21 protein-coding genes are annotated in these 25,530 nt (G+C 59.7%); 11 read left to right on the forward strand and 10 right to left on the reverse strand.

Annotated features, from left to right (window positions below; genetic code table 11):
- Window positions 1-452: 452 nt before the first annotated feature.
- Window positions 453-1,085 carry a LicD family protein gene (locus tag LG661_RS12225; protein ID WP_230532182.1) on the reverse strand — a complete coding sequence of 211 codons (633 nt, stop codon included), beginning with the start codon at window positions 1,083-1,085 and terminating at the stop codon, window positions 453-455.
- An 8-nt stretch (window positions 1,086-1,093) separates the two neighbouring features.
- Window positions 1,094-1,432 carry a hypothetical protein gene (locus tag LG661_RS12230; RefSeq protein ID WP_230532183.1) on the reverse strand — a complete coding sequence of 113 codons (339 nt, stop codon included), beginning with the start codon at window positions 1,430-1,432 and terminating at the stop codon, window positions 1,094-1,096.
- 817 nt (window positions 1,433-2,249) lie between these two features.
- Between LG661_RS12230 and LG661_RS12235 the strand changes: the two genes are divergently transcribed.
- Both LG661_RS12235 and LG661_RS12240 read left to right on the forward strand, forming a co-directional pair.
- Entirely contained in the window at window positions 2,250-2,408 is a 159-nt protein-coding gene (locus tag LG661_RS12235; RefSeq protein ID WP_230532184.1) for a hypothetical protein, read from the forward strand.
- Window positions 2,405-2,701 (forward strand): hypothetical protein, encoded by a 297-nt coding sequence (locus LG661_RS12240; protein ID WP_230532185.1) that lies wholly within the window; start codon window positions 2,405-2,407, stop codon window positions 2,699-2,701. Before LG661_RS12235 ends, LG661_RS12240 begins: the two co-directional genes overlap by 4 nt.
- 926 nt (window positions 2,702-3,627) lie before the next feature.
- On the opposite strand, the gene LG661_RS12245 is transcribed toward LG661_RS12240, so the two are convergent.
- On the reverse strand, window positions 3,628-5,058 hold the full coding sequence (locus LG661_RS12245; RefSeq protein ID WP_230532186.1) for a MobA/MobL family protein: 1,431 nt from the start codon (window positions 5,056-5,058) through the stop codon (window positions 3,628-3,630).
- A 189-nt stretch (window positions 5,059-5,247) separates the two neighbouring features.
- Between LG661_RS12245 and LG661_RS12250 the strand changes: the two genes are divergently transcribed.
- The 4 genes from LG661_RS12250 to LG661_RS12265 all read left to right on the forward strand — a co-directional run bounded on the left by LG661_RS12250 (window position 5,248) and on the right by LG661_RS12265 (window position 9,721).
- Complete coding sequence (locus LG661_RS12250; RefSeq protein WP_230532187.1) at window positions 5,248-5,544, forward strand: hypothetical protein; 297 nt, start codon at window positions 5,248-5,250, stop codon at window positions 5,542-5,544.
- Between the two features lie 1,057 nt (window positions 5,545-6,601).
- Window positions 6,602-7,834 carry an MFS transporter gene (locus tag LG661_RS12255; protein ID WP_230532188.1) on the forward strand — a complete coding sequence of 411 codons (1,233 nt, stop codon included), beginning with the start codon at window positions 6,602-6,604 and terminating at the stop codon, window positions 7,832-7,834.
- 199 nt (window positions 7,835-8,033) lie between these two features.
- Window positions 8,034-8,561: an AAA family ATPase gene (locus tag LG661_RS12260; protein ID WP_230532189.1), complete on the forward strand. Its 528-nt coding sequence runs from the start codon at window positions 8,034-8,036 to the stop codon at window positions 8,559-8,561.
- Window positions 8,562-8,692: 131 nt separating this feature from the next.
- Entirely contained in the window at window positions 8,693-9,721 is a 1,029-nt protein-coding gene (locus LG661_RS12265; RefSeq protein ID WP_230532190.1) for a MerR family transcriptional regulator, read from the forward strand.
- A gap of 205 nt (window positions 9,722-9,926) precedes the next feature.
- Here the strand turns inward: LG661_RS12265 and LG661_RS12270 are convergent, their stop codons facing one another.
- Window positions 9,927-10,856 carry a dihydrodipicolinate synthase family protein gene (locus LG661_RS12270; RefSeq protein WP_230532191.1) on the reverse strand — a complete coding sequence of 310 codons (930 nt, stop codon included), beginning with the start codon at window positions 10,854-10,856 and terminating at the stop codon, window positions 9,927-9,929.
- Window positions 10,857-10,899: 43 nt separating this feature from the next.
- Window positions 10,900-11,550, reverse strand: a complete 651-nt coding sequence (locus LG661_RS12275; RefSeq protein WP_230532192.1) for a LysE family translocator — start codon at window positions 11,548-11,550, stop codon at window positions 10,900-10,902.
- 156 nt (window positions 11,551-11,706) lie between these two features.
- On the opposite strand from LG661_RS12275, the gene LG661_RS12280 reads away from it, so the two are divergent.
- The 5 genes from LG661_RS12280 (at window position 11,707) to LG661_RS12300 (ending at window position 18,741) form a co-directional block, all read left to right on the forward strand.
- Window positions 11,707-12,618, forward strand: a complete 912-nt coding sequence (locus LG661_RS12280; RefSeq protein WP_230532193.1) for a LysR family transcriptional regulator ArgP — start codon at window positions 11,707-11,709, stop codon at window positions 12,616-12,618.
- A 284-nt stretch (window positions 12,619-12,902) separates the two neighbouring features.
- Window positions 12,903-14,054, forward strand: a complete 1,152-nt coding sequence (locus tag LG661_RS12285) for a DNA cytosine methyltransferase (RefSeq protein WP_230532194.1) — start codon at window positions 12,903-12,905, stop codon at window positions 14,052-14,054.
- Entirely contained in the window at window positions 14,047-15,822 is a 1,776-nt protein-coding gene (locus tag LG661_RS12290; protein ID WP_230532195.1) for an ATP-binding protein, read from the forward strand. Before LG661_RS12285 ends, LG661_RS12290 begins: the two co-directional genes overlap by 8 nt.
- The gene (locus LG661_RS12295) at window positions 15,785-17,044 is read left to right on the forward strand and encodes an ATP-binding protein (protein WP_230532196.1); all 1,260 of its coding nucleotides are present in this window, start codon (window positions 15,785-15,787) and stop codon (window positions 17,042-17,044) included. Before LG661_RS12290 ends, LG661_RS12295 begins: the two co-directional genes overlap by 38 nt.
- Window positions 17,041-18,741, forward strand: coding sequence for a response regulator receiver domain (locus LG661_RS12300; RefSeq protein WP_230532197.1), 1,701 nt, complete (start codon window positions 17,041-17,043; stop codon window positions 18,739-18,741). Before LG661_RS12295 ends, LG661_RS12300 begins: the two co-directional genes overlap by 4 nt.
- Window positions 18,742-18,816: 75 nt before the next feature.
- On the opposite strand, the gene LG661_RS12305 is transcribed toward LG661_RS12300, so the two are convergent.
- From LG661_RS12305 to LG661_RS12325, 5 genes are all read right to left on the reverse strand, one after another.
- Complete coding sequence (locus LG661_RS12305; RefSeq protein ID WP_230532198.1) at window positions 18,817-19,224, reverse strand: very short patch repair endonuclease; 408 nt, start codon at window positions 19,222-19,224, stop codon at window positions 18,817-18,819.
- Between the two features lie 238 nt (window positions 19,225-19,462).
- Complete coding sequence (locus LG661_RS12310; RefSeq protein ID WP_230532199.1) at window positions 19,463-21,064, reverse strand: DNA cytosine methyltransferase; 1,602 nt, start codon at window positions 21,062-21,064, stop codon at window positions 19,463-19,465.
- Window positions 21,022-21,336 (reverse strand): hypothetical protein, encoded by a 315-nt coding sequence (locus tag LG661_RS12315; protein WP_230532200.1) that lies wholly within the window; start codon window positions 21,334-21,336, stop codon window positions 21,022-21,024. Before LG661_RS12315 ends, LG661_RS12310 begins: the two co-directional genes overlap by 43 nt.
- Window positions 21,337-22,168: 832 nt before the next feature.
- On the reverse strand, window positions 22,169-23,530 hold the full coding sequence (locus tag LG661_RS12320; RefSeq protein ID WP_230532201.1) for a winged helix-turn-helix domain-containing protein: 1,362 nt from the start codon (window positions 23,528-23,530) through the stop codon (window positions 22,169-22,171).
- Window positions 23,531-24,023: 493 nt separating this feature from the next.
- Window positions 24,024-25,439 carry a site-specific integrase gene (locus tag LG661_RS12325; protein ID WP_230532202.1) on the reverse strand — a complete coding sequence of 472 codons (1,416 nt, stop codon included), beginning with the start codon at window positions 25,437-25,439 and terminating at the stop codon, window positions 24,024-24,026.
- Window positions 25,440-25,530: the final 91 nt, after the last annotated feature.

Here is a 25,530-nt window from a genome sequence, read left to right on the forward strand (position 1 = left end):
CCCTGAATTAACATCACACCCGGATCACCCTCATGGGGCAGGCCACACCGCTGTCGAAACCGCTTCTATCGAACAATAATTCTCACACGGGATTAATCTGGCCTAAAAGCCCGGAGTTGCTTTCTCAGGACCTCAAGTTTCTCGGAGCCCCTTTCAACCAGTTCCTGCATAGTATCCTTTACCTTGCTGGAAGGTTGCCAGACAAATGTAGGATCTGGATGCTGCCATTTGGGTCCGTAAGTGAGCTGAAGTATTTCTTCACTTTGAACGGGAATTTTTAGCTTCTGCCCTTCGAGCATAGTAGATATGAACTCAAGTCCATAGGTAAGTCCCCCACAAACTCCAAAATAGGTATTAAACGTATAGTTGTCTCCGCCCCAAGTTAAAAATATGTCGACAGGTGTGGAGAGGAGATCATTTGAATAAATAGTAAACTGCCCAACGTTTACGATTTATACGTTAAGTCCATCGGCGCATGCGTCATACATTAACTTGAAGAATTTGTCGACTACTATATCAAGATCCTTGTCATAAATTGCAATCGACAGATCTACGTCATCGTCGTGGTCGATGAACTTGCCTTCCCGAATGCAACCGAGCAGCGTCCCGTAATGAGGAAAAGCGACAACGCTATGCCTCTCATAGAAATAATTGGCAATACCCCCCATATGTTGTGCATATCGCTTTCGTTTCTCGGGCTCTGCTATAAATGGGGCCTTCAGCGCCCCCCATTTGTCGATGAAGCAACCTGCCTCTAACGCCGCGCGAAGAGCCGCGCCGCCGTCTGTTGCGACCCCAATCGTCTCAACTCTAGCGGCCGGTGAACATGGGATTGTCTCGCCATCCGTAGAACGCGCTTCAAGTATTGTGCCCTGCGGCAACATCCCCACAACTGAACTGTGCAACCCGAACCAGAAGCCTTTTACCTTCGGATCGTCTGAGATGTCGTGTAGTGAATGCTGAGCAGGGATACGCCTCAGAAACAGATCGGCGGAAAATATATCAACGAAGCAGTCATCAGGGGAGTCATAACTGAGTACCCCTGAGATGACTCCTTGTGAATTGTTCTCGACATAGGAGCTCATGTGAGAAACTAGTCCCTCCGGGAAAAAATCATCCTCGCAACATAGGCATCATCAGCGCGAAATTTGGCGTAGCCAAAGCCCTCGACGAAGTAGTCGACACCAAATCCGTGGAGCTGCGCACGGGCCGCAAGCTCCAACGGATTAATATATCGACGATAATGATCTGGCGTTGCTTTCAAAAGCTGCTCATCGCGTGTCGTTCTGAACTCGACCGCGATAATTCCGGTATCAGGCAACAATCCGTTGCACAGATTGAAAAAATTATGCTCATCCAGCGCATTTATTGCATGCAGGAAAAATCTAGAATAGATAACACGATTAATCTGAACGCCATCTAGTTCTTTCATTATCTTATCCAGAAGAGCTTGGTTATCGATACTTGAAGCTATAAACGAGCAATTCTCGTCATTCTGTTGAAGACGAGCCCTGCAACTTTCAATCGCAACATGGCTCTCATCGATCCCAATTGCGCGATGGCCACAACTGGCAAAGAAAAAGTATCGCGCCCGGATCCGCAACCAATATCAACAATGGCGCTCCGATCCTGAAGCTCACCCGCTACGAACGCCGCAAATTGGGACGGAATCAGCGTTCTATTCTGGGCGTTATAATAAGAGTTCCAATAATGTGAATTATTGGCAGAGGCAGCACGGATATTCAATGAACCACTATCCCAGATGTTGGCCTACCCGAACGGAAGGCGAGACATTTAATTTGCCGGCAGACGAACTTAAGGTCCGAAGTACAAGCGATTTGCGATCCCAAGTTCGGATGGCTTTCGCAATCCTCAGCAGAAAGCTGGTGGGTGGGGCACCTGCATTGGCACATCCCATTACAAAACGCCCATGGCCTGGTCAGGCATGTAGACATTGGAATGGCTGCCGCCTCAGAACGGAGACTGCGGCTCCCAAGGAAAAGATGGCGGCCTAGCAGGTAGATTCCCGCCACCTTCCCGGCTAACAGCATCTGAGGTGTCAAATGGGTGAGTAGCCGTAGCAGCGTGAAGTTGGTGGCTTTAGCTAAGAGATTTCGATTTGGGAAATCCACCAATTCACAGCCTTACCTGCGACGAAGGAACCTCTCGACAGGCCTGCCTATCCGAATAGATGTTCTCTCTATGTCCTATATAGGCGTGGCACGGGGATCGGCAGAACCAAGCTGACAGTGGAGCAGGTGCTGGAGGCGCGGCTGCGCTATGCCTCTGGCGAGCGGGAATACAGCAAACTGGCCCGTGAGTTTGGGGTCAGCCGTGAGGCCATCCGCAGTGCAGCCGAGGGGCTGACCTTCAAGCACCTGCCCATGCCGCCCAAGAGGCGCCGATGAGCCATCCTCGCAATCCGCGCCGTGCCTATGATGCGGACGGCAGCGAGACCCCACCGGTCACGGTCGGGCAGGGCCTTGCCGATGGGTACAGGACCCTGATGGTCTACTGCGAAGCTCACAACTGCGGACACGGCGCCGAGGTGCCGCTGAAGGACCGGCCTCCTCATCTGCCGGTGCCTGACGTGACCTCGAAGCTGCGATGCTCGCAGTGTGGGGGTCGACGCATCAGAATGATGGTCAATGTAACGGAACTGTACGCCAGGGCTCATGGCGCAGGTAGCACTGGCGGGTAAGTCTCCCTGTGGTAGGCGCTGTTAAGGATGCGCTTACCTTTCAGGTGCAGCCTCATCCTGTGCCTTGTTGGCACGGTCGTTCTCCCTGGATGGTTGCACTAGCGACCCACCTAGAGCGCCAGCCGAATGGGCGCTCTTTCTTTGCGGGATCAACTGCCCTTAGCCTTGCTGCTCAATAGCAGTTCGTGACCGTCTGGAAGCCCATTCGGGTTGAGGTGCAATTGGCCCGAAGGGTGGTCATCTGAGGACCAGCCATCATCTGAGAACCATATGCGAGGAGAGCATCAGAGGACGCGGCGTCTGCCTGTTCCTTCTGGGTTCTCTGCTGCTGCTTGAACATCCGGCATTGAACGTAAATGTCTGTTCCAGGCCGTGTGCCCATCCGGCGGCAATTTCCGTCGTCACTAACCTCCTGCCTTACGGCCTGCTGTTGAGGCGATACGCAGCCGGCGAGCATGAGCGCGAGTGTGCATGCGGTTAGTGCCTTTAGCGTTATTGTCCCCCATCAAGACCTTTAGCCTAATTCCCAAGAAGCCGGTGCCGAGGTGAGGGCGCCTTTCGTCCACTGCTTTTGTTGGCTGGCATGAATAAGGCGTGTCCAGAAAGCACTACCCAAAACGAGCGGCGAACGAAGCGCATCTATGGGTTAGGAGGGCAGAGCAGTCCTATAGCCAAGCCAGCGACAAGGGTGGGGAATGAGGCGGGGAAGAGATTTATCACCCAACAGTTCCACCAAAGATTTCAATCACTTATCGCCAGATAATGGCGGAGACGGAGGGACTATAACCCACTATTCCGGCAAACTATTGATATACAAAGATTTTTTTGAAACCCAACACGGACCCAGTGTCCACAATTGTGTCGGGTATCGAGGGGAGTATGTCAACATTTTAAGGAGGCCGACACCGGATATTCCAAACCGGAAATTATTTCTGGTTTGGACTCCCTCGTTCCCGCGCACGGGCAGACCGGGGACGGTATGCCGGCGACGACTCCGCCAAGTCATTTCCAGTAGGCTCTGGCTGATTGGCTTCAGGTTGTTCTCGCCGATTGTCCCGCAGGCGTCGGTATACGTCCAAACTTGAGACCGGTGGTGTCCATGGAGCGCCCTGTCCCAGAGGCCTCTCGGACAAGGTTGCTTCCTTTTCCGCAACCAGCCTATCCAGCCGGGCTTGGGCCTGTGGTGACAAGCGGTGGTTCGTCACGGTGATCCCGCAAAGCTGGCATGCGATCGTCACCTCATCCCGATAGGCGCGATCGCCCCAGACCTTAACCTCCCGCCAACCATGGCGTTCTGCCGCTGCTGCCGTCTCCATCGCGGCGGCTGCGGTAATGCGTCCTCGGAAATGAATGGCGTCGCCGGTGTCGATCAGTGAGCTGCCATCCCGGAGGTCCAACCAGAGACAGTCACGGCGGTCGTCATAACGAGCCCGCACGATCTCTGCGACCGCCGCTGCGTCAATCCATGCCCCATCATGCCAAGCTCGGAGGACCGCTGCGCGACGGTCTCGGCGGGCCGCAGCCTTCTCTGCCGCCCGGGCCGGACTAACGCATGAGCCTCGGCGGCTCCGCCGGGCACGCTCGATCACTATAATTTCGGTGTTGGTGGCGTCCAGCTCCGCCTTGGCAGCCTCCCACTCCTTACGCAAGCGGCGATGGTGCTGGAGGGCAGCCAAGGCTTCGGTCGGAGTTCCGGTGCGCTTCGCGGCCTCCCAGTTCCATCGGGGCAACTCCGGCTCCGGGGAAGGCCGGTCTCGTTCGGCATTTGCGCGGGCGTCCGCAGCATAGTCGATGCCGTGGTCCCGGCAGAAGGCCGTGAGGCGCTCAGCCACCATTTCCCGGACGGTGCGTCCATCCCGTTCCCGGAGCCAGTCATTCCAAGTACGCTCCTTCCGTTTCGCGAAGCCGTCGCCGTCGATCCTTCGGAGTGTCGCAAGCCCATGGACATTAACGTTGCGTCCACCGTCGCTGGCCAGGCTGTCATGCACGTCGATCTGGAGGATCATCCCTCTCTCACGGAAGGGTTCGTAAACATGCCGAATGCAAGACTCCCATAGGGAACGGGGGACTTGGCGCGGCATCGAAAGATCAATGATCCGCGCCTCCTGGGCGTCGACCCGCTTTTCCATTGTGGCAGCCCGCCTCCAGACGTCGCCAGGATCGCGCATCCATTCCGGTGCACCGTCTGGGCACAGCATGACAGTCATGGCGTGCTCCGCTCGCTTCCGGGAGAAGTCGAACCGGTGGCCCTCATGGTCGACGAGGCGACCGCAGGATTGGTAGGCGGACCGTTTCACAGCGGAGTGGCCCTCCGATCGGCTGACAACACCAAGCTGAACACGAAAGAACCCCGTCATGATCGTCCCCGCCGGCGGGAACGGGGACCGCCGTGAAATTCTTTTCGAGCCACGTTGCGGCAGCAATGTATAGGCGAGCCTGCCTACTCGGTTTCCTCTCCCCGTGCTGGCAAGCTTGAGCCCACTCTCGTGCTAGTCAAAGCGCCGGTTACTCTATTCCTGTCGACCACGATGAAGGGGGACAGGAGGATGGACGATCTCGAACGAAGGCTGGAGCTGGCACGTGTGAGAGAAAGGAATGCCCGAGCGCGTGTTGCACGCCTGCGCCGGTCTCTCGATCGCTCCAATCGCCGGACTGCGAACCAAGTGAAATTCACGCTCGGCGCCGCGATGCTCGCTCTTGCAGAATCCGGTCGCGGTGACGCGATGGTCGATGCCTTCCGACGCTGGCTCGATGTGTACCTGTCCCGTGATCAGGATCGAGCGATCCTTGTCGGTACGCTCTTCGAACCGAACCATCGGAGGTCGGTCAATGACGCGGCGTAACTCAAAGCGGCAAAAGAATCGTCATGGGTCGCGGTCCTCTCGACGACAGGTTGGTGCGTGCATTCCGGTGATCATGCGTCGCGCTCGTAGGGCGAAGGAGCGGGCGCCACGGCTCCCGTGCTTGCCAGAGGTCATTTTCCTCACTGTCCTTGCAGGCTTGCTCGTCAGAACGGCCATTCTTGCCCTGAGCACGCGGCCGTCGCCATCTTGGACAGTGTTCGAAGGCGACAAGCGGTCTCCCCGACCCGTAGGATTCAATGGCTCTCGCGGAGCGGATGAGACAGCAGGGATTATTCACGGGCAAACTCCGCGAGACTATCTGCCGCCGTTGTCCATCGGTAACTTGGAGCTTGCCCGGACACTCGACTTCCTGATCCGGAATAGAGGCAGCCAGGGGCCAATGGCAGACCGACGGTGGAAAATCGTTCAACGCATTTCTCTACCCCTGGCAGTCTACCTTCGGGAAATTGATGATTGCTCCCGCTGGGGCGAGCTTCGCAATGAGATCCGACGCACCCAGGTGTCCTGCGTGCGTACTCCAGATCCATCCGAGAGAGACCTCAATCGGGAGTATCTGGTGAAGGTGGCGACACTGGCCGATACCTGGGTTGAGCGAGGCCGGAGCCTACTCGCCGAGCTGGAGATGGCCGAGACTGATCCAAGCTCGCCGAAACTGGTGCTGGATCCATCAGGGGACCAGGAACACTTCACGGCGCCTAGCTTCAAAACCTAGCAGTGTGAATCTCACATGGATGCCCGCAGTTGTGGGAACAGCGGACATCCGATTGAGGACCGGTATGTGCCAATATGCGACATTCCCGGTCTGCGGGTGGAATTTCCAATAAGCCGTGTGTGGACGACGCCTGTGCGTCACTCAAAATGGCGTCGGCTTCTGGTGGTGGTCGCTGGAGGACGCCGGAGATGGCGATCCGGTGAGCGCCCGAGAAGGCTTCAGCGACATCCGGGCGCGAGGCGCGGCCAAGCCTGTGACGAGGATGTCGCAAACGTAGCCGTAAAGTTCATTCGCCCAGTTGCATCACCCGTAGAGGAATCACCGATGACCGAGGCCCAGATCCCTGCCATAGCGCCCGCGTCGCGCCCCGACAGCCTTGTTCCCGTCGCCGGCTTGGGTGTGACGCAGATCGTCTCCTACGGCTCGCTCTACTACGCATTCGCCGTCCTCGAGCCGTCGATCTCCGCCGAGTTCGGCTGGTCGTCGGCGTGGTCCTTCGGCTGCTTCTCGGTGGCGCTGCTCGTCGGCGGCTTGGCCGGGCCGCTCGCGGGCCGCTTCATCGACCGTCGCGGTGCGCGTCTGGCGCTGGCCGTCGGCTCCGTCGCCTCTGCCGCCTCCCTCGCGGCCCTGTCCCAGTCGCAAGGCCTGTGCGGCTTCATGCTCGCCCTCGTCGCAGTCGAGATCGCCTCCACGCTGACGCAGTACGACGCGGCCTTCGCCGCCATCGCGCAGACCCGCGACGCGCGGGAGGCGCGGTCGGCGATCACCCAGGTCACGATTTTCGGCGGTTTCGCCTCGACAGTGTTCTGGCCGTTGACCCATTGGCTTACCGCGAGCCTGACCTGGCGCGAGATCTACCTGATCTTCGGCGCTCTGCATCTCGCCCTGTGCCTGCCGATCCACCTCCTCTGGTTGGGGGGCGCCCGCCCCGTGCAAGTCCCCGGCGCGCCGGGCGGCCCGGCGGCGCACGAGGCAGGCACGCTCGCGCCGGAGCAGCGCCTGCGCGGGATGGTCCTCGTTGTCATGACGTTCTGCCTCACGGGATTCGTGTTCTCGGCGCTGAACGTGCACTGGGTGGCAGCGTTGTCCGAGCTCGGCTTGTCCGCCGGGGTTGCAGTCGCGGCGGGAGCGCTGATGGGCCCAGCCCAGGTCGGGGTGCGCCTTCTCGACCTGATGTTCGGGCGACGGATGGATCCGCTCGTCACGGCGAGCGTGGCGATCGTGTTCCTCCTCGCCGCCACAGCCGTGGTGCTCGCGGCGGGTACGAGCTACGCAGGCGCCGCCGCCTTCGCGGTGCTGTTCGGCCTCTCGCAGGGACTCACCTCGATCGTGCGCGGCGTCGTGCCACTCGCCCTCTTCGGACGCTCCGGCTACGGGGCGAGGCTCGGCACGATCACCGCCATCCGGCTCGTGGTGACCTCGGGAGCGCCGTTCGCCTTCGCTCTCGTGATCGCGTCGCTTGGACCTGCCTTCGCCTTCACGAGCCTAGCGGGTCTGGCTCTCCTGGCCTTCGGAGCGCTCGCCGCGATCCCGCGTCCGACGCCGCAGACCACCTGAGGAGGACAAGACGTAGGACGGGACGGGCGCGGCTACCGCTTGCGCGCCTAGACAGCTTTTGCGGTAGGCCAAGCCTCCCCTTTCACAAAGTTGTCGTCGTCCGCATATTCATTCACCCCAATAGGCTAGGGCTGCCGTATCATCGATTTCCGAGAAGACGCTTTATGGAACAGAATGAGCGGAGAGATGGAGGGAGCGCGTGCTGATTATCCTTGGCGGGTTGCCTGGAGTGGGTAAAACAACTCTTGCTCGCGCCCTCAGTCAGCACCTCCATGCGACCCATATCCGCGTTGATACGATCGAACAGGCGATCAAAGCCTCTGGCATGCTGAAGGCAGACGTTGGTCCCGCAGGCTACATGGTGGCCTATGCTGTGGCAGAGGACAACCTGCGTGGCGGGAAAATGGTTGTCGCTGATTCAGTCAATCCTTTGAAGGTGACCCGGGATGCATGGCGCTCGGTGGCCGAGCGCACCTCCTCTGTCGTTGTGGAGGTTGAGATTGTTCGGTCAGACCGCGACGACCATCAGCGTATCGTCACGACCCGCACCAGCGACATCGAAGGGCTGATCCCGCCAACATGGGATGATGTTGTTACGCGTGAATATGAGGCGTGGGACCGATCGCCCCATGTAATCGATACTTCGTTCAAGACGGTTGACGAGAGTCTGAGCGAACTTTTGGAAGCCCTGAAACCTGAGACCATCAGAAATCGATCAGCAATCTGATTTCGCGGAACGGGCCTTATCGCTTCCTCTCGCGGCTAGCGCGAGAGGACTGAATAAGTGCGCGCACGCTATTGACCTGGCCCTTGGGGTCACCTCGATAAGAGGAGCGGTCAGCGAAACAAAGGTGCGTCGTGAGCTCTTCCGCCCGATTTTTCAGTCCGTCCGAAGCTGCCAAGCGGCTCGGAGTCTCCGCCAAGGCTCTCCGGCTCTATGAGCAGCGCGGTTTGATCGTCCCGAGCCGCACGGCAGCCGGATGGCGAGCCTATGGTCCCGGCGAGATGGCCCGCGCCGCCGAGATCGCAGCCCTGCGTGCGCTCGGCCTCAGCCTCGCCCAGGTAGCGCGCGTGCTGGGCGGCAACCCTCAGGATCTGGAGCCTGCGCTGGCCGCACACCAGACAAGGCTTGAGGAGCAGGTTCGTCAGACTACCGGTGTCATCACGAAGGTCCGCAGCCTTCGAGCCGACCTTGCTCAGGGCCACCTGCCGACGGCCGAAGAGCTTGCAGGCCTGAGGATCTCCACCGGTGTCTGTATCGCGTTCGACCTGCCGTGGCCCTGGGGTGGCGAACGGTTCGAGTTGGGCGACATCCAGCCCCTGACCTACATCACCGGCCCCTTGGGCAGTGGCAAGACACGGCTTGCCCAGAGCATTGCCGAAACGCTTCCTGGTGCCGTCTTCCTCGGGCTGGAGCGGTTGGAGAACGGCGCTGCGGCACGGGCGCGGCTCGATACCGACCTGAACCTCAGGGCCAGGGTGGATCGAACACTCGCTTGGCTCTCCGGAGACGAAGCCACGATCTCGGATGCCTTGATCTCCCTCCTGGTTGAGTTGGAAGCTGATGGTCCGTCCGCCTTCGTTGTCGATATGGTGGAGCAAGGGCTGGATCAGGCCACTCAGGAGGCTCTGACAGCCCACCTGCGCAGGCGTGGGTCCAACAAGCCGCCCCTGTTCCTGCTCACACGGTCCTGCGCAATCTTGGATCTGTCGGCAGTGGGCTCGGACGAGGCTATCCTCTTCTGCCCTGCCAACCACAGCCCGCCGATTCGTGTCATTCCCTACCCCGGCGCGCATGGCTACGAAGCTGTCGCGACCTGCCTTGCTTCGCCTGAGATACGCGCACGGACGCAAGGTGTCATCGCGTGGCGGCCTGAGGTTGCCTGATACCGTCCTTGGACGCTCCGCATGATACCCACTTCTAGGAGTGTGCTGTAGGCAAGCCATAATTCGGATCGGCCAACGTCAGCTTGGGGTCAGGAACCGAGATTCCGTGCGTTTTCGGAACGTCCGGTTTGATGAGGATTGCTGCCTTCGTGCTTTGGTCAGGCGTGCCAGAAGGCGACCTTCTGCGCTCACAAACGGAAGCCTTCTATGGAATGAAGCTGCCTTTACCCTTCACGATTTGCAAAGCCCCTTCCACGCGACTGCGGGCTTCTTGGGATAGCGGCAGGATCGGGCGCGGCGGCTCGATCCTGGCCAGCCCCAGAAGGTCTGCCATCACGTACATCACTCGGAAGCTGCCGAATGCCCTGAACAGTTCCCAGAGGGGTTGAAAGGCATCGTTGATGCGGGCAGCCTCTGGGTGATCGCCCGCCTGCGCCGCGCGTATGAGGGCCAGCGCCGGAGCGGGCAGCAGACCCGCAACCACACTGTACCAGGCGTCACAGCCGGCCAGCAGGGCATCTGCTGCTCCCCAGTCACCACTGTAGCCGACGGCAAACCCGTCAGGGGTGATCGCCCGCAGCCGCTCCATCTCGCCGCTGAAGTCGCCATTCGCAGGCAGCGGCATCTTCACTGCCGCCACGTTCGGGAGCTTCGCCAGACGGGCGATCAGGTCATCGCTGAAGGCGAATTTCGTGGTGCTCGGATTGTTGTAGATGCACAGGGGCAGCCCGCCCGCCTCGGCCACGGCCGCGAAGTGCTGGAAGACCTCCTCGTCGGTTAGGGGCGTATAGGACATCGGGGCCAGCAGCAGGCCATCAGCCCCTGCCACCTTGGCATCGCGGGCGAGCGTCTCGGCCTCGTCGGTCCGGAGCGCGCCCACGCCCACGATGATCGGGATCTTGCCACCGACGCACTCCACCGCCACCCGGACCGCCTGCTGGCGAGCCTCCCGTGTCAGGTAGGCATAGCCGCCCGTGCTGCCGAGCAAGCCGATGGAGTCCGCCCCTGCCGCCTGGATGCGCTCAAGGAAGCGGCCCAGCACGTCGGCTTGCAGGTGCCCCGCCGCATCGGTCGGCGTCAGGGGAAAGGCCGACAGGCCGCTGAACAGCTTCGATACTGGTTGTTTGGTCATCATGTGCGAACCTCAAGGCAGGCGCAGTCCTGCACGATCCAAGCCATCACGTTGAAGGACGTCCGGCCAGGGCAAGGCCCAGGCCGAGCATGATCATGGCGGCCCCCGAGCCTTCACGCAGGCGGCGGATCAAGCCGGGACGCGCCGCGGCCCCATCTCGGATGCCGCCCGCCGCGAAGGCCACGACGACATCGGCGAGGGTGTTGAGGGCAACGGAGATAAAGCCGAGGATGGCGAATTGCAGGGCCACGTTGCCAGCGGCTGGGTCGACGAACTGGGGCACGAAGGCCAGGAAGAAGGCTGCCGTCTTGGGGTTCAAGGCCTCCACCAGCACACCTTCGCGGAAGGCCTGGCGCGCCCCGACGGGCGGAGCCGCGGTCCCGCCTGCCAGGACCGCCATTGCCTCCCGACGTGCGGCCTGGAAGGTTCGCACGCCAATCCAGACCAGATAGGCAGCTCCCAGCAGCTTCAGGATCGTGAAGAACTCCGCGCTGGCCAGAACGATGGCCGATACGCCCAGGCTCCCGGCAAGGACATGAGCCATGCCGCCAAGTCCCGTGCCGAAGCTGGAGGCAATTCCCTCCGCGCGGCCGCCCGCGAGGGTGCGGGCAGCAACGTAGAAAATGCCTGGTCCCGGGGTGATCGCAAGGACGAAGGCTGCGGCGAAGAACAAGGCGACTTGGGTGATGTCCGGCATCGGCACTTTCCAGCATGTCTGAGGCTCAGCACCCGACACGAGGCCCACGAGATGAAGGCTGATCATGACGAACGCTGTTGGGATCGCCCTTCCTTAGGCGGCACAGCATGATTAGGATAGTTAAACTTCCTCAGTCCGCATTAGAGCCTCTAATCCATGTTTGACTACGCCCAACTCTCGGCCCTCGCAGCCGTCATCCGAACCGGCAGCTTCGAGCGCGCTGCGCAACAGCTCAACGTCACGCCCTCTGCCATCTCGCAGAGGGTGAAGCTGCTCGAGGAACGCCTCGGGGTCGTACTTGTGGTCCGGGGTCAGCCCTGCACGGCAACCGACGTTGGCCAGCGCCTGTGCCAACATGTCGAGCAGGTTGCGCTGCTGGAGAACTCCTTGCAGGAAAGCTTGCCAAGCCTCCAGGACAAAAGCCAGCCTGCGACCCTGCGGATTGCCGTGAATGCCGACAGTCTCGCGACTTGGTTCATCAAAGCCATGGCGAGGACCGAAGGATACCTGTTCGATCTGGTGCTGGACGATGAGGAACACAGCGCGGACTGGCTGCGGCGGGGTGAGGTCGTGGCGGCCGTGACGGGGCACAGCACGCCGATCCAAGGATGTGACTGCCATTCCCTGGGCGCCCAGCGCTATGTTGCGACAGCAAGCCCGGAGTATTGTGCCCGGTGGTTTACGGACGGATTCAACGAGGCCGCGGCGGTACGGGCTCCATGTCTGATCTTCAACCAGAAGGATCGGCTCCAGGCGGAGTGGCTACGGCAGGTGCTTGGAGCCGATGTTCATCCCCCGCTGCACTGGCTGCCCTCGTCCCAGGCCTTTGTGGATGCGGCCCTGGCCGGGATCGGCTGGGGCATGAACCCGGAGCCGCTCGTGATCGACCACCTTCGCGCCGGGAGGCTGGTTGCGCTCAGGCCGGACCAACCTCTCGATGTCCCGCTGTTCTGGCAGCAGAGCCGCATTGTGAGCCCTGTGCTCGGTAATGTGGCTCGTGCTGTCGTGCATGAGGCCAGGACGATGCTGGTGCAGACGTCATTCGAGCGGCGATCCAGGGCTCCGTGACTTGGACAGCGTTTGCGCCGCACCACGATACCAGCTTTGAATGTCTGAAACGGGTCAAACCAGGAAATCCTCTGCCCTTCACACACGTCTGCATTGGCCCGGGGTAGCAGCCATTGGCATCAATCCGGTTAAGGTCTGCGTTAAGGTTTCCGACAGGTTCGTGAAAGCGATCGAGTGGATTTGGTAGCATAACCCGAGGATTTGCCATAGACAGGAGAAAATCTGCCCAGCTTAGCGTGGTCTCCCGCACGTCTTGTGCCCAAAGCCGAACAACCCAAGCCTGAATGTATCAGCCCTCGGAAGAATTCTCCTTCGATCCAGAGTACCCTGAAGGCCTCACCAAGGTAGGCATACCTTGCCTCACGAGAGCGCAAGTGCATGCGATTCGCGTATATGACTTCTTCTCGGGATGCGGCGGTACAAGCGCTGGCCTTCAGAACGCTGGGATGGTCCCAATCGTCGCCTTGGATATGGATGGAGAGGCTCTCGAAACGTTTCGGCTCAACTTTCCTGATGCTCACGCCATAAAGTCGGACATCCGGACTGTTTTAACTCGCGACCTGGAGCCCTACTTCGAGCGGCAGCGGACCGTTCCTATACTTTTCAGTGCATGTGCGCCGTGCCAGCCGTTCTCGAAGCAGAACCGCCAGAAAAAAGAAGCCGATGCCCGCATTTCGCTCCTGACCGAGCTCACCCGCTTTCTTGAGCGCTTTCGTCCAGAACTGCTGTTCGTCGAGAATGTCCCTGGTTTGCAGGAATTCTCGGAAGACGAGGACGGGCCTCTCCATGATTTGGTGACCGTCCTGGACCGCCTTGGATATTGGCACACCGCACGGGTTATCCTGGCGCAGGATTATGGCGTACCCCAGAACCGCCGCCGTCTCGTACTGGTCGCCAGCGCCTTTGGACCAATCGACCTGCCGGAACAAACACATGGCCCAGGTCGGGCGCCCTACCGCACGGTCTGGGATGCAATCGGTCACCTCCCCCATCTCGAAGCCGGGGAAAGCGATACTTCCGTACCCAACCATTATGCGTGCAAGCTTTCGCCATTGAACTTGGAGAGAATTCGCGCCGTTGGCGAGGGTGGCGGACGTCTAGCGTGGGATGAGCGCTTACAACTCGACTGCCATAGGACCGTAAAGGGCTACTCTGACGTATACGGACGCATGAGTTGGGGTAAGCCCTCGCCGGCACTGACGACCCGCTGCATCAGCCTGTCGAATGGTCGATTCGGCCATCCCGAGCAGGATCGCGCAATCAGCATCCGCGAGGCGGCCTGCATCCAGACCTTTCCTAAGGATTTCATTTTCGTGGGGACCGTTAACGGTATGGCCCGGCAGATCGGCAACGCCGTGCCTCCGGATCTCGCTACTTCCATAGGGAAGGCCTTGATCGAGCACGTCGACAAGTACTGGAGCAACACCGATGGCTAAGTTCGGTATCGGCGCTCGCGTCATTGACTTACTTGGCCGGCAGCAGGTGGCTGGAACGCCCACTGCAATCAGTGAGCTTTTCAAGAACGCACACGACGCCTACGCCCGGAATGTCGAAGTCGACTTCTATCGTGCCCAAGATCTGTTCATCCTGCGCGATGACGGTGTTGGGATGTCCCGTGAGGATTTCGAAACGCGATGGCTGACTGCGGCTACCGACAGTAAGCGTGAAACCGGATTCATCGAGCCACCGGCTACCGATCCTGATCAGCCACCACGTCCGGTTATGGGAGAGAAAGGTATCGGCCGCCTATCGATCGCCGTACTCGGCAAGCAGGTGCTGGTTCTCACCCGCCGCAAAACCTTGGATAATTCGGCCCCCCTCGTGGCGTCACTGCTTCACTGGAGCGTGTTCAGTCTACCGAACATCAGCCTCGGTGATCTCGACATCCCGCTTCGCGAGCTTCCTGGAGGCACTCTGCCTGACGCCGCCTGCATCAAGGATATGATTGAGGAGGCGAGAGCCAACCTTTCCAAGCTGCGTCCAAAGACCAGTCCCGACGCAGTAGACGAGATCCTCGCAGATTTGGCGATGTTCAATGTCGATCCGGCAGCGCTCGCACCCACTATGATCGAAGGGCCTGATCTTCGTGGCGATGGACACGGAACTCATTTCTACATCACACCTACTCACGACGCTCTAGCGTTGGATATCGACAGCGGAAGCGAACGTGAGAAGGCCACTCCTATGGAGAAGGCGCTTCTCGGCTTCAGCAACACCATGGTTCCTGGGCACAAGGCGCCTCCGATGGCCACACGGTTCCGGGACCATGGGAGGAATGGACTCTGGCGCGATCTCATTGCAGATGAACAGTTCTTCACTCCCGTGGAGTTCGAAAACGCCGACCATCGCATCGTGGGCCAGTTCGACGAACGCGGCCAGTTCTCCGGCTTTCTGAGAGTATACGGAAAAGAGCCTACACAGATCCAGATCCGATGGCCGGACGCGGAAGGCAGGGACACGCGTTGCGGTCCCTTCAAAATCGACTTCGCGTACGTCCAAGGCGCTCAAGCCGACTCCCGTCTGCCTCCCGATCTCTGGGGGCCGATGATCGAAAAGCTGAACCGGATTGGCGGACTCTACATCTACCGTGATGGCATGCGCGTCCTGCCGTACGGCGATTCCGACTATGACTTCCTCGACATTGAGAACCGCCGCACTAAGAAGGCTAGCTACTATTTCTTCTCCTACCGGCGCATGTTCGGTGTGATCGATATCAGCCGGAAGCAAAACTCGAACCTGGTGGAGAAGGCAGGTCGGGAAGGCTTTCAGGAGAACTACGCGTATAAGCAGTTCAAGAACATCCTCACGAATTTCTTTATCCAGTTGGCTGCCGAGTTCTTTCGGGAAGGCGGCATCAACGTCGACGAGTACGAGGCACAGAAGAAGCTCCTAAATCAAGCGCACAAGCTTCTGGAAAAACGTCAGAGACAGGTCGCAGTCCGACGGCGGAAGTTCAAGTCTGACCTTGATGAGTTCTTTGGGCAGGCAAACGCTCGTGGTGCGGATGCCGCCGTTGCGGGTATCACGGATCAACTGCGGCGAAGGCTCGGCCGTGAGACCCCCTCGTCCATCACCCTGACGGAGCTTCGGCAGCTTGAATCGGATGCGCGCCTCGATTGCCGCGGTCGATGCTCGCTCACGTATCACCAAGCCTCGGGGGGTAGGATTGACGAAGGAGCAGTCGCAGCTATGGGCGCGCTATGAGGTCGAGAGGAAGCGCCTCATCGACCAGGTTTTTCAACCCGCTCATACCGAGGTGCAGCGCCTAGTCCAAGAGACCGCTGATCGGCTCGGTCTTGCCCTTGAGGTGCGACGCCACGCTGTCGAGACCCTAGCCGAGTTGGGTGACCGCAATACCAAACAGGTGCGCACCCTCGCGACGGGCGTTACGGAAAGCGCGAAATCCTTACAGGAACGCGCGCTGGAGACGGCTCGGGAAAGTGTCCGGGCCGTCGTAGCGGCCGTCGAGGAGAAATTGATCGAGTTCGAACATGAGGCAGATGCCGGTCTGTCGAACGAGGAGATACTGAATGTTCAATCCCGCCTTGAGGCCGCGATCGAAGCCATAACCTCCATGCACTCTTCCACCCTCGAGCGGCTTTCCGAGCAGCTATCCCGGGCTGGAACTCCAGAGGCTCGTGACAGCGAGGAGACCTTGGAAGCGCTTGAGACGGAACTCGAGGAGCGCCGCGAGCGTGAGCTGGAGAGTCTGGAGCTTGCCCAGATGGGACAGGCGATAGGCATCGTGCATCACGAGTTCCATTCGGTTATCCGTTCGGTTCGCACCAATGTGCGACGCCTGAGACCCTGGGCCGAGCGAAACCAGAAACTCGCTGACCTTTACCGGGACATCAGTGAGAGCTATGCGCACCTCGACAGCTACCTGTCTCTTTTCGCTCCTCTGAACCGACGGCTTTCCCAAACGAAGCGGCTGATCCCGGGGAAGGAGATCGCCGACTACCTCAACCAACTGCTGGGGGATCGTCTGAGGCGACATGGGGTAGAACTGGTCGCAACGGAATCATTCCGCAGTGTTGAGGTCAATGAGTATGTTTCGACACTCTATCCGTCATTCGTGAACATCGTCGACAATGCCCTCTTTTGGGTGAACCATGGTGAAGCAGTCGTTCACCACGACAAGGATGTGCCTTTGCCTCGTGAGAAGCGGATTACGCTTGATTTCACCGATGGGACATTCTCGATTGCGGATACCGGTCCGGGTGTTCTCCCGGCGGACGAGGCCGCAATCTTCGAGGTTGGTTTCTCGAGAAAGCCGAAAGGCAGCGGCCTCGGCCTTTACATCACAAGAAATCTCCTGGAGCGCAGCGGCTACAGGTTCACACTGGACTCCTACCAACCGGGTCACGGGGCTACCTTCCGCATCCACGTTCCGGAATCGGCAATTCCCGAAGAGCAGACGAAATGACATTCCAACAAGCGTGCAGGGAGGCCGCCGCAGAGTTCCTCCAAACGGTCGTCCTTGTTGACGATCGGGCGACATTCGGCAGCCAAACCGATGCAGCGGAGGCTACTACAGACGAAGCCGACCCCCTGATTGAGCCTGACGAAATGGCGACGGTGGCAGTCGAGAGCAAGACTGCCGCTCCGCTTCCCAAGAAGCAGGGTGAAGGATTGGACGCCGGCGTAATCACACGCGGGTTCGCGGCCAAGGGACTTGTTTGCGCGGTCCTCAAACCGGAAGCCGGCGCCTCCTTGGAAACCGAAACTCTTCAGGCCGCCGAACGCGCCGATATCCTGGTTCTCGATTGGGAGATGGACGATCATGGCCAAAAGGCCATGGAAATCATCAGAGGTCTGCTGAAGTCGGACCATGAACGCGGTGACCGTCTCCGCTTGGTCGTCATCTACACCGGGATCTCACCGCTTGCACCCGTCGGAACTCAGATTGCAAACGAGGTTCAGGGCCTTAGCGCTGGTGGGGAACCCCTCTCATTGCAGAACAGAACCGCGACTACCAAGGTCGTTGTCCTCGGGAAAGGGGGAGCACCGAACGCTCCACAGGAAGCCGGATCCGTTGTCGATGCGACCAATCTACCAGATCGCCTGATTGAGGAATTCGCGAAGTTCGCAGGCGGCCTTCTGCCCAACGCGACGCTCGGGTCGATGGCACATTTACGGAGCAACACACACAAACTTCTGGCCCGCTTCAATAAGCGTATGGACGCGCCCTTGATCACCCACCACGCGCTGCTCGGATCTCCGAAGGATGCCGAGCAGTTCGTAGCCGACCTTATTATCCAGGAGCTCGAAGCTCAGATACCACTGGGTAGGGTTTCTAGGACTTACGCTGGACTGGACAGCGTCAAGGCGTACCTCGAACACAGCGTCGCCAAGGAAGGTGCGAAGCCTCAAATTCTTCTCAATAAGGACGGTACAAAGGCAGTCTCTATAGAGCTTCAACTGGCACAGGCAGTAGTCGAACAAGGAGCGCCAGCCCTCAAGTCGCATTTCGCGAAGTTCGCAGAGACTGCCCAGATCGAAGCGAAGAGTGTGGAGAAGGAGCTTGGCAGGGATAAGATTGCCGACAAACTTTACTGCCTGACAGGTTCGAGCCTTAAGGATGGCCTAGACGGGCACGAAGCATTTGCAGTGCTATCTAGCATAAGACGGTCCTATACAGACGTCAGCAAGGATGATCCAGATGCTCTCCCCTCGGTTAAACTAGGTACAGTTGTTCATGATGGCACGTATTATTACCTGTGTCTTACCCCGGTGTGCGACAGTGTCCGAAGGGCCGGAGATCGTGCCAACTTCCTGTTCGCTCGACTTACAGAGGAAAAGAAGTTCAACTTGGTGATCGAGGACGGCGGCACCCGAAAGCGGTTGCTGGTCAACCGCAAGGATGTGCACATTCGCACTTTCGAGCTGAAGCCCTCTCAGGATCAGACTATTCGGGCCCGGTGGTCGGGAAACCATCTCGTGATTGATCGTGCCCCGCCGATCGAGAAAGGGCTGCCAGCCGAACCGGACCTGCGTTGGGTTGCCGAGATGAAACCCATGCAGGCCCAGCGGGTCGTCGGTTCCGTTACCTCAAACCTCGCTAGGATTGGTCTTGATGAATTCGAGTGGCTCCGGATGTTGGCCGACAACTGGTCCGGCTAGGATCTGAACCGCTACAACTTGTATCGCGCTCTGCGACGAGGAAGTCCTTGTCTCTCACGACTACAACGGTTGTACTTACCGGGTCATTGCCTTGAGGCGTTCCACAAGAGAACCTGGCGTCCTTGTCTCACACTCCCAGATGATCTCGACACGCCAGCCGAGTGAACGCAGTTCCTGCTCGATTCGGGCATCACGTTCCACGTTCGCTGCCAACTTGGCGGACCAGAACTCCGCGTTTGTTTTGGGATCAGTGCATTTCGGGCAGCCCTGATGCCTGTGCCAGAAGCAGCCGTGGACGAAGACAACGAGCCTATACCTTGGAAATACAAGATCCGGACGTCCGGGCAGATCCTTCCGATGCAATCTGAAGCGCAGCCCAGCAGCGTGCGCGGCGCGGCGCACCGCCAGTTCAGGCGACGTATTCTTCGCCCGAATCCGGCCCATAAGGGCGCTTCGACGCGCCTTGTCGATCCTATCGACCAAGTACTTCCCTCCAGAATCTCTGACAGCGCTCGGACTATGAGGATCCAGACGCAGTCAGCGATCTCCAGAGGATGGTGCCCGCATCCTCGGCACACAAGCTATCATTCTCCACGATTTGAAAGAACTGGGACATATGTCCCGGCGAAGTTCCCAACGCCTTAGCCAAGCGGCGCAACAGACTCGTCCAACAGGACCGATAGCCTTAGCTAAATCGGAAGGGTCGGTTTCCTCGCTGAATTCAGCAGGTTAGGATCCTGCCTCCACTCTGTTCCGTGATCCGGTCGGCGGAGGCAACGGTTCCAAGGAGTGCCACGCTTCTCCGGTCGTACGACGAACATCCTACCGGGGATTGTGGGCTTCGAGCGCGGCGGCCTAGGAGCAGGATGGGTGCCGGTCGCACAGGGACGGCCTTATCCAAAATCCAACTGGCCGAGTGATCCTGCGAATGCTTGGATTCGGTGACAAACTGCTCCGACACGGCGAGCTGGAGATCCGGATAGAGCTCGGGGGAAGCCATCTTCCGGGAGGCGACGAGAGCGGAGATGCGTCGGCCGATCCACCGCATAACCGGAACAGCCATGGAGTTTCCTAAGGCCTTGTACCTCGGGGTATCGGCTGCGATGGGTCGCTTTCGGAACGGGACTGCGGTCCATCCGTCCGGGAATCCCTGAAGGCGTTCGCATTCGAGTGGCGTCAGGCGACGAACAATCCACCGGATATCGGAAACGGGTTGTGCGACAACGAAGTCGATTTCGTTGGCCTGCCCTGCGGTGCGCGACAGTCCAGCTCCGCTGGCGCACAGAGTGCCTACGATCTCAGGATATGCGACGGCGTTCATGTTGCCGCCGCCCTCGTTCCGGGCCGTCAGCGTCGGCACGATTCCCACTGATGCGGTTTCTGAATCGAGGATTCCGTACACGACGGATGGGGTCATGTTCGTTCCGGAAGCGCCCGCCCGGAGGGTCGGCGCCACCTCGTCAGCGAAGCCGATGCTCCTAGCCTTTTCGGAGTTGCCGGCCGAGAAGGCGGCGGCGTGAACGATCAAGGCCTCCGATCCGCCTCCACAGTCTCCTCCAGATGCCCTTAGGGTCGGCAATTCTTCGCCGTACTGGGCATGGTCAGTGATTCCGAAAGCGCTTGTTCGAGGAGTTCCGGCAACCTCTTGCCTCTCCTTCGAGCGCGGCGGAGAATCCCTTCTTTCGCCTTCGTACTCAAACAATACATCGCCGGCGTCTCGGCCTCGAGCACATGCGACAACGAACACGCGCTTCCGTCGTTGTGCCACTCCGCAGTGTTGAGCGTCGAGAACGCGCCACGCAACTGTTCGCCGTGGTCCAGCAACGTGACCTGCGTTCGGCCACCGGGACCTTGAGCTGACCAGCGGACCGCTCGACTCTCCGGCAAGTACTGCCAGCAGACATCCGAATGCGTTGTCCTTCGTGTTGAGGACCCCCGGGACGTTTTCCCAGCACACGAAGTCCGGGTCGAGTTCATCTGCAATCTCCGTAAATCTGAGCATGAGGTTGCCCCTGTCATCGGACAGGGATTGGCGCTTGCCAGCGAAGCTAAACGCCTGACACGGGCTGCCGCCTACAAGGACATCGATAGGACCGCATGATCGAGCCCGTTCGACGAAATCGTGCGCCGACACGTCTCCCAGGTTCGGCACGGTCGGGAAGCGATGTGCAAGATGGGCGCATGCGAAGGGATCGACGTCGGCCACGAAAGCAGCCTCCCATCCGAGAGGTTCCCACGCAACGCTCGCCGCCTCGATCCCGGAAAAGAGAGAGCCGAACCTCACGACACGGCTCCCAGGAACTTCGGCCTGATCGAGCGGCATCCAGATGTGCCGACGTCTTCGAGTGAGGCCCAGTCGATCTGGATTCCCGCTGTCTGAAGCTCACGGATGATGCCGTCGAGGTCCGATTGGGCCTTGCGCTTCCACGCATCACGCATAGCCAAGAGAACGCCCTCAGGCGGGACACGACTGCCAGAATGGTTCGAGACGTACTGACGCGTGGTGTTGAGTGACCGTCCGATTAGCGATGCGACATCCGTCGCGGGTAATCCAAGCTGCTTGTAGAGCCCCTGAAACTCCTGCTTCCTGTTCATGTGCCCCTCCTTGTTGTTGCCGGAGTCTCGTTTGTCCCGGCATGTACAAAGGTCATGCACATTCAGAGGAAAATCAAGCTAAGTATCTGAGAAATAATAAACATTTCGATGCGCCTGTCAAACTGATAATACCTTAAACCCTTGATCTCTCGTAGGAGTTTAACTTGTTTTGAGTTCGCAAATAATTTTTCGGAAGCGCGATCGACGGTGTCTGTGTCATTCAATCCGACATCCCACCTTTGTCTTTTCTACAGCGGGAAAACACCGATCTTCGGCTCGACAGATGCGCAGTAATGTGATGCGCCGGCATGTAATCCGGCCATGATCGAGGTCGAGCAAACGCGCCCGCCTGAGCTCATCCGCGGGTTGGATCGTTTGGGCGTCGGGACCAGCGTGAGCAAGGCCAGGAACCCCAATGGAGAAGGCGACGATCAACCCGACGCCCTAGTTGCGGAGCCGAACACTGAGCTGGCGACCTCCACCTGTCAGGTTGAAACGGGCGCCTGTCCGGCCATGCAGACCGATGCCATCGTGCTCCCGACTGACCTGACGACGTCGGCCATTCCGCCCATTGAGTCGGTCCCTGGCATTCCGATTGGGGCAGGTAGAGAGGACGGGAAGGCTAAGGGCTTCAAGCGTCCGCCGTTCCTTCCGCCGCGCCCGTCGAGGGAAGAATCCGCGTCTGGGAATGGTCCTCTCCCGTGATGGGACCATTCCGTTAAACGACCACAGTTCCACCTCGTCACAGGAAGGGACACAGTTCTCCGGCTCGGGGCAGGTATGATCTCGCCCGGGCCGGAGGCCGGGTTGCTTTTTATCTATACACCGTCTTTTACACCTCACCGGTGCCAGCCGTGATGAGAGGCTCGACGGCATCCCAATGCTTGAGGACGGTTGGCCGGGACAGGCCTGAGCGCCGGGCGATCTCAGTTTTCGTGATGTGCGCTCCTTCGGCAAGCGCTGCTCGCACCGCGGAGCGGATGGTTTCAACAGCGCGTGAGGCACGCAGGGCTGCGGCGTAGCGGCCACCAATGGCTTGCCGCCTGGCTGTTCCAGCCACTCCCTCGACGTCAGGGGCGCAGGCACCTCGGTCCCTGGACACATCGCGAGCAACTCGGCTCGGGTCCCAATGATCGGCGGCATACGTCGTGACGCGATACAAGATGGCCTGAGCCTGCCTGGGATTGTCGACAACCATGCTCGCACGGCCGACCAAGGCTTTGAACAGGACTTCTGCCAAGCAATCGCGGTCCTTGCTCGCAATGGATTGAGCGTAAATCGGATCGTCCTGGCGGTGCATCTCTCGTAGCAGGGCAAATGACCAATCTTGGAGTGTGGTGAAGAGGACGTTTGAGGCTTTCCTCTCCATCCCGGACAGAGCCGCGGCGCTCTCGCGGATCATGGTGGTCCGGCTCGTTGTCGTATCGACCCAGCCGGCCCATTCCGCCAGGTCCGGGAAAATCGTTTCATTCCAGGTGCGATAGGTCCAGAACGGCGAAAGAGGATTCTTGATCCGCATCGCATTCGACAGGGCGCCGGGATCGGCACCGAGTGACAGGAACTCCTTCGTGATGCCCGCATGGACGCCACGCCAAAGGCTCATGATGTCCCGGCGGCAGCGCGGGTCACTGGGGTCGAACCACACGCTGGACTGGTAAGGCAGCAGGTAAATGACATGGGGGCGCTCAATGCGGCCGTCCGGTAACTCGAAGGCGACGATGATGTGCGGTAGGCATGGCAGCCTGAGTTGCTCGATCTCGTACCGGAGGGCGTCCCAGGACGGGAACGTGACATCGAGGTCGATCCGGAAGACGCCCCTGACCTTGCCGTTCATCACGATCCAAGGATTGTCGAGGCTGAGCAGCTTCGAGTCGCCCTTGGTCATGATCTCCTTGGTGCGGCCGCTCATCAGCGACGGGGTCCGTGGCGTGAGCTGAACGATGCGCCGCAGGACGTGACTGTTGTTGGAGCGTAGTCCGGTCTCCGTGAAGGGCGTCCGGTACCGACCGCCGATCTCTTCGCCGAAGCACTGGAAGCCGTCGGTCAGGCGCCGATGGACCAGATCGCGACGCGACAGCACCCGCTCCGCGAAGAAGGCGTCACCGTCTCTTGGCGCTGCGGACCGGCGGCCTTCCCTGATCCCGGACATGACCTCGCGCAGCCACTGAGCTTCGGCCCAGCGCGTCTCGAACACTCGAACGCATTCAGGGACTGTATTGCGAGAGCGAGGGGTGGCTCCATTGCTTGGCGCGTCAACATTTTTGGCTTCAGGGGCAGACGAGGGCGTCGACTGGCCGGGGGTATGTCCCGGCCTCCGGTTCACCGCAGTTGCCCTCGCAGCAATTTGACGAGAACGTTGCCGACAAGCATTCTAATCGCGCTCCAGGAAGCGCCGGGGAGGGCCGCCACAGCCCAATGATCCGGCGCTTTCCCTCAATGAGAGCTGTCGGCGAAGCGGGCGACAAGCCCCTTTCCGCGGCAACGGTCCGATCGGGTCGGGCTCATCAAGTTTAGCCTAAAGACCCCTAAGCCAGGCGCACAACTTCCCTACGGGTTTCACCTTCGAGTAGGGAAGTTGTGTAGCGAAGTATGCCCGTGATTAAAGGGTTTCCGCTAAGGAGATATCGTTAATCCGTAGGGAGGGGGCCGGGCGTCCACGCGAGACACTCAGTTCGCTGGGATCTGCCCTATCGGCGTCCTTTCCGTGGAAGGTACGGCGTGATGTCCAGATCTTCGGGTAGCGGAGCTCGGGCAATCCTTTGAACCTCCTCAGGAAGAAGCGGATCCTCGCCGTAGGTCTCTGCGGTGTCCTCGGCTGCGTGGCCCATTTGGCGTCGGACGATGCTGTCCGGCAGCTTCACAACACGTTCTAGCCAATCCCGCGAGTTGTGGCGTAGGGAGTGAAATACCTTGACCAGCGGCTCATGGACGCCTGCTGCCTTCATCGATCGCGACATTCGCTTGCTCGCAGTATCTGAAGGTCTGACGATGTCGGCTTGATGCAGATGCGGGAACAGCCAACCGTTCGGAGGACGATCCATCGCCCATTTGATGAAGCCGGCTTCGACAAGCGTGTCGTGTAGCGCGACAAGGCGGGCACTGTTCGCATTCTTGAGCGGTCGCCGGACTTCGCGCCCGTCAACAATCAGCGGCTCAGCCAAACTTAATGCCCATGCGTCTCCGAATTGGCGCAAGTCTCGCGCCTGGGTGAAGACGAGTTCGGCTATGCGTGCGCCAGTAAGGAAGCCGAGCAGTGGAAGGAAACGATCATCTGGACGGCTTTGCCGCTCTGCGTAGGCCAGCCAACGCGTGAGTTCTGGCATCGTGAGCGGTTTACGCCGAACCGAATTTTTCGCCGATTTTGGGACGGCGAGGCGCATGCCGGCAAACGGATTGGGGAACCTATGTTCAAGCGCTAGCCATGCAAACCACGTCCGGATGGGACGAGCATACCCGAGGCGGATCGTCGTCTCAGACATACGGGGCAAAGGCTGACGCCGGGCAATATTCCACTCGGACGCCGCTCGCGCGGAAAGATCCTTGATCTCGGCTTCCTTGCTCCAAGTCGCTGGTACGCGTGCCAGCGTCGAGGTGAAGGACTGAAGGTCACTTGCCGTGTACTGGTCTATCGGCTTATCCCCGACGTGCTCAATGAACCCCCGGAAGCGCCGAGGCAAGCCGTCGACATGGGCCTTTCCGACCTCATCTTCCCTCTTCCGCGAGAGATAGGCGTCAATGGTCGTTGAAAGCAGTGGCGTAGATGGTCCTTGTGCAACTTCGACACTCGCGGGTAGCGCAGAGGTCGTCGATGCGAGCCGGTCGACAAGGCGATCATGCATCGCCCGCTCAGCTTCCCATGCTGCTCCATCCTGAGACAAAGCAGCTCCGAGACCATCAAGCCTCTGACGTACGCCTCGGAGCGTATCGCGTTGAGCTTCATGGATCTTCCGCCGAGCCTGGTGGTGGACAATGAGTTCGGGATCCTCCCCCTCCTCGAACCAAGTTGGAAGAGCGCGGACGCCTGCCCTGAATTCTTCCTTCCGAAGAGCCTCCAGTTCGGCGGCAAGCGCTGCCAAGCTTCGGCTCAGGACATCCCGCCCCATGCCCCTCTCCAACATAACCGTTCCACGACCCGCCAGGATGCGGGCAAACCAATTCGCCTCGGCCCTTGGGAGGGGACCAAGCCGAATCCGG

The sequence above is a fragment of the Microvirga roseola genome (assembly GCF_020866965.1).
Lineage (GTDB): Bacteria > Pseudomonadota > Alphaproteobacteria > Rhizobiales > Beijerinckiaceae > Microvirga > Microvirga roseola.

What these genes read in the sequence shown, in the direction of transcription:
- LG661_RS12225 (WP_230532182.1), bottom strand. Translation starts at nt 1,085, where the DNA reads ATGAGCTCCTATGTCGAGAACAATTCACAAGGAGTCATCTCAGGGGTA.
- LG661_RS12230 (WP_230532183.1), bottom strand. Translation starts at nt 1,432, where the DNA reads ATGAAAGAACTAGATGGCGTTCAGATTAATCGTGTTATCTATTCTAGA.
- LG661_RS12240 (WP_230532185.1), top strand. Translation starts at nt 2,405, where the DNA reads ATGAGCCATCCTCGCAATCCGCGCCGTGCCTATGATGCGGACGGCAGC.
- LG661_RS12245 (WP_230532186.1), bottom strand. Translation starts at nt 5,058, where the DNA reads ATGACGGGGTTCTTTCGTGTTCAGCTTGGTGTTGTCAGCCGATCGGAG.
- LG661_RS12250 (WP_230532187.1), top strand. Translation starts at nt 5,248, where the DNA reads ATGGACGATCTCGAACGAAGGCTGGAGCTGGCACGTGTGAGAGAAAGG.
- LG661_RS12255 (WP_230532188.1), top strand. Translation starts at nt 6,602, where the DNA reads ATGACCGAGGCCCAGATCCCTGCCATAGCGCCCGCGTCGCGCCCCGAC.
- LG661_RS12270 (WP_230532191.1), bottom strand. Translation starts at nt 10,856, where the DNA reads ATGATGACCAAACAACCAGTATCGAAGCTGTTCAGCGGCCTGTCGGCC.
- LG661_RS12275 (WP_230532192.1), bottom strand. Translation starts at nt 11,550, where the DNA reads ATGCCGGACATCACCCAAGTCGCCTTGTTCTTCGCCGCAGCCTTCGTC.
- LG661_RS12280 (WP_230532193.1), top strand. Translation starts at nt 11,707, where the DNA reads ATGTTTGACTACGCCCAACTCTCGGCCCTCGCAGCCGTCATCCGAACC.
- LG661_RS12285 (WP_230532194.1), top strand. Translation starts at nt 12,903, where the DNA reads ATGTATCAGCCCTCGGAAGAATTCTCCTTCGATCCAGAGTACCCTGAA.
- LG661_RS12290 (WP_230532195.1), top strand. Translation starts at nt 14,047, where the DNA reads ATGGCTAAGTTCGGTATCGGCGCTCGCGTCATTGACTTACTTGGCCGG.
- LG661_RS12300 (WP_230532197.1), top strand. Translation starts at nt 17,041, where the DNA reads ATGACATTCCAACAAGCGTGCAGGGAGGCCGCCGCAGAGTTCCTCCAA.
- LG661_RS12310 (WP_230532199.1), bottom strand. Translation starts at nt 21,064, where the DNA reads ATGCCGCTCGATCAGGCCGAAGTTCCTGGGAGCCGTGTCGTGAGGTTC.
- LG661_RS12315 (WP_230532200.1), bottom strand. Translation starts at nt 21,336, where the DNA reads ATGAACAGGAAGCAGGAGTTTCAGGGGCTCTACAAGCAGCTTGGATTA.
- LG661_RS12325 (WP_230532202.1), bottom strand. Translation starts at nt 25,439, where the DNA reads ATGGGGCGGGATGTCCTGAGCCGAAGCTTGGCAGCGCTTGCCGCCGAA.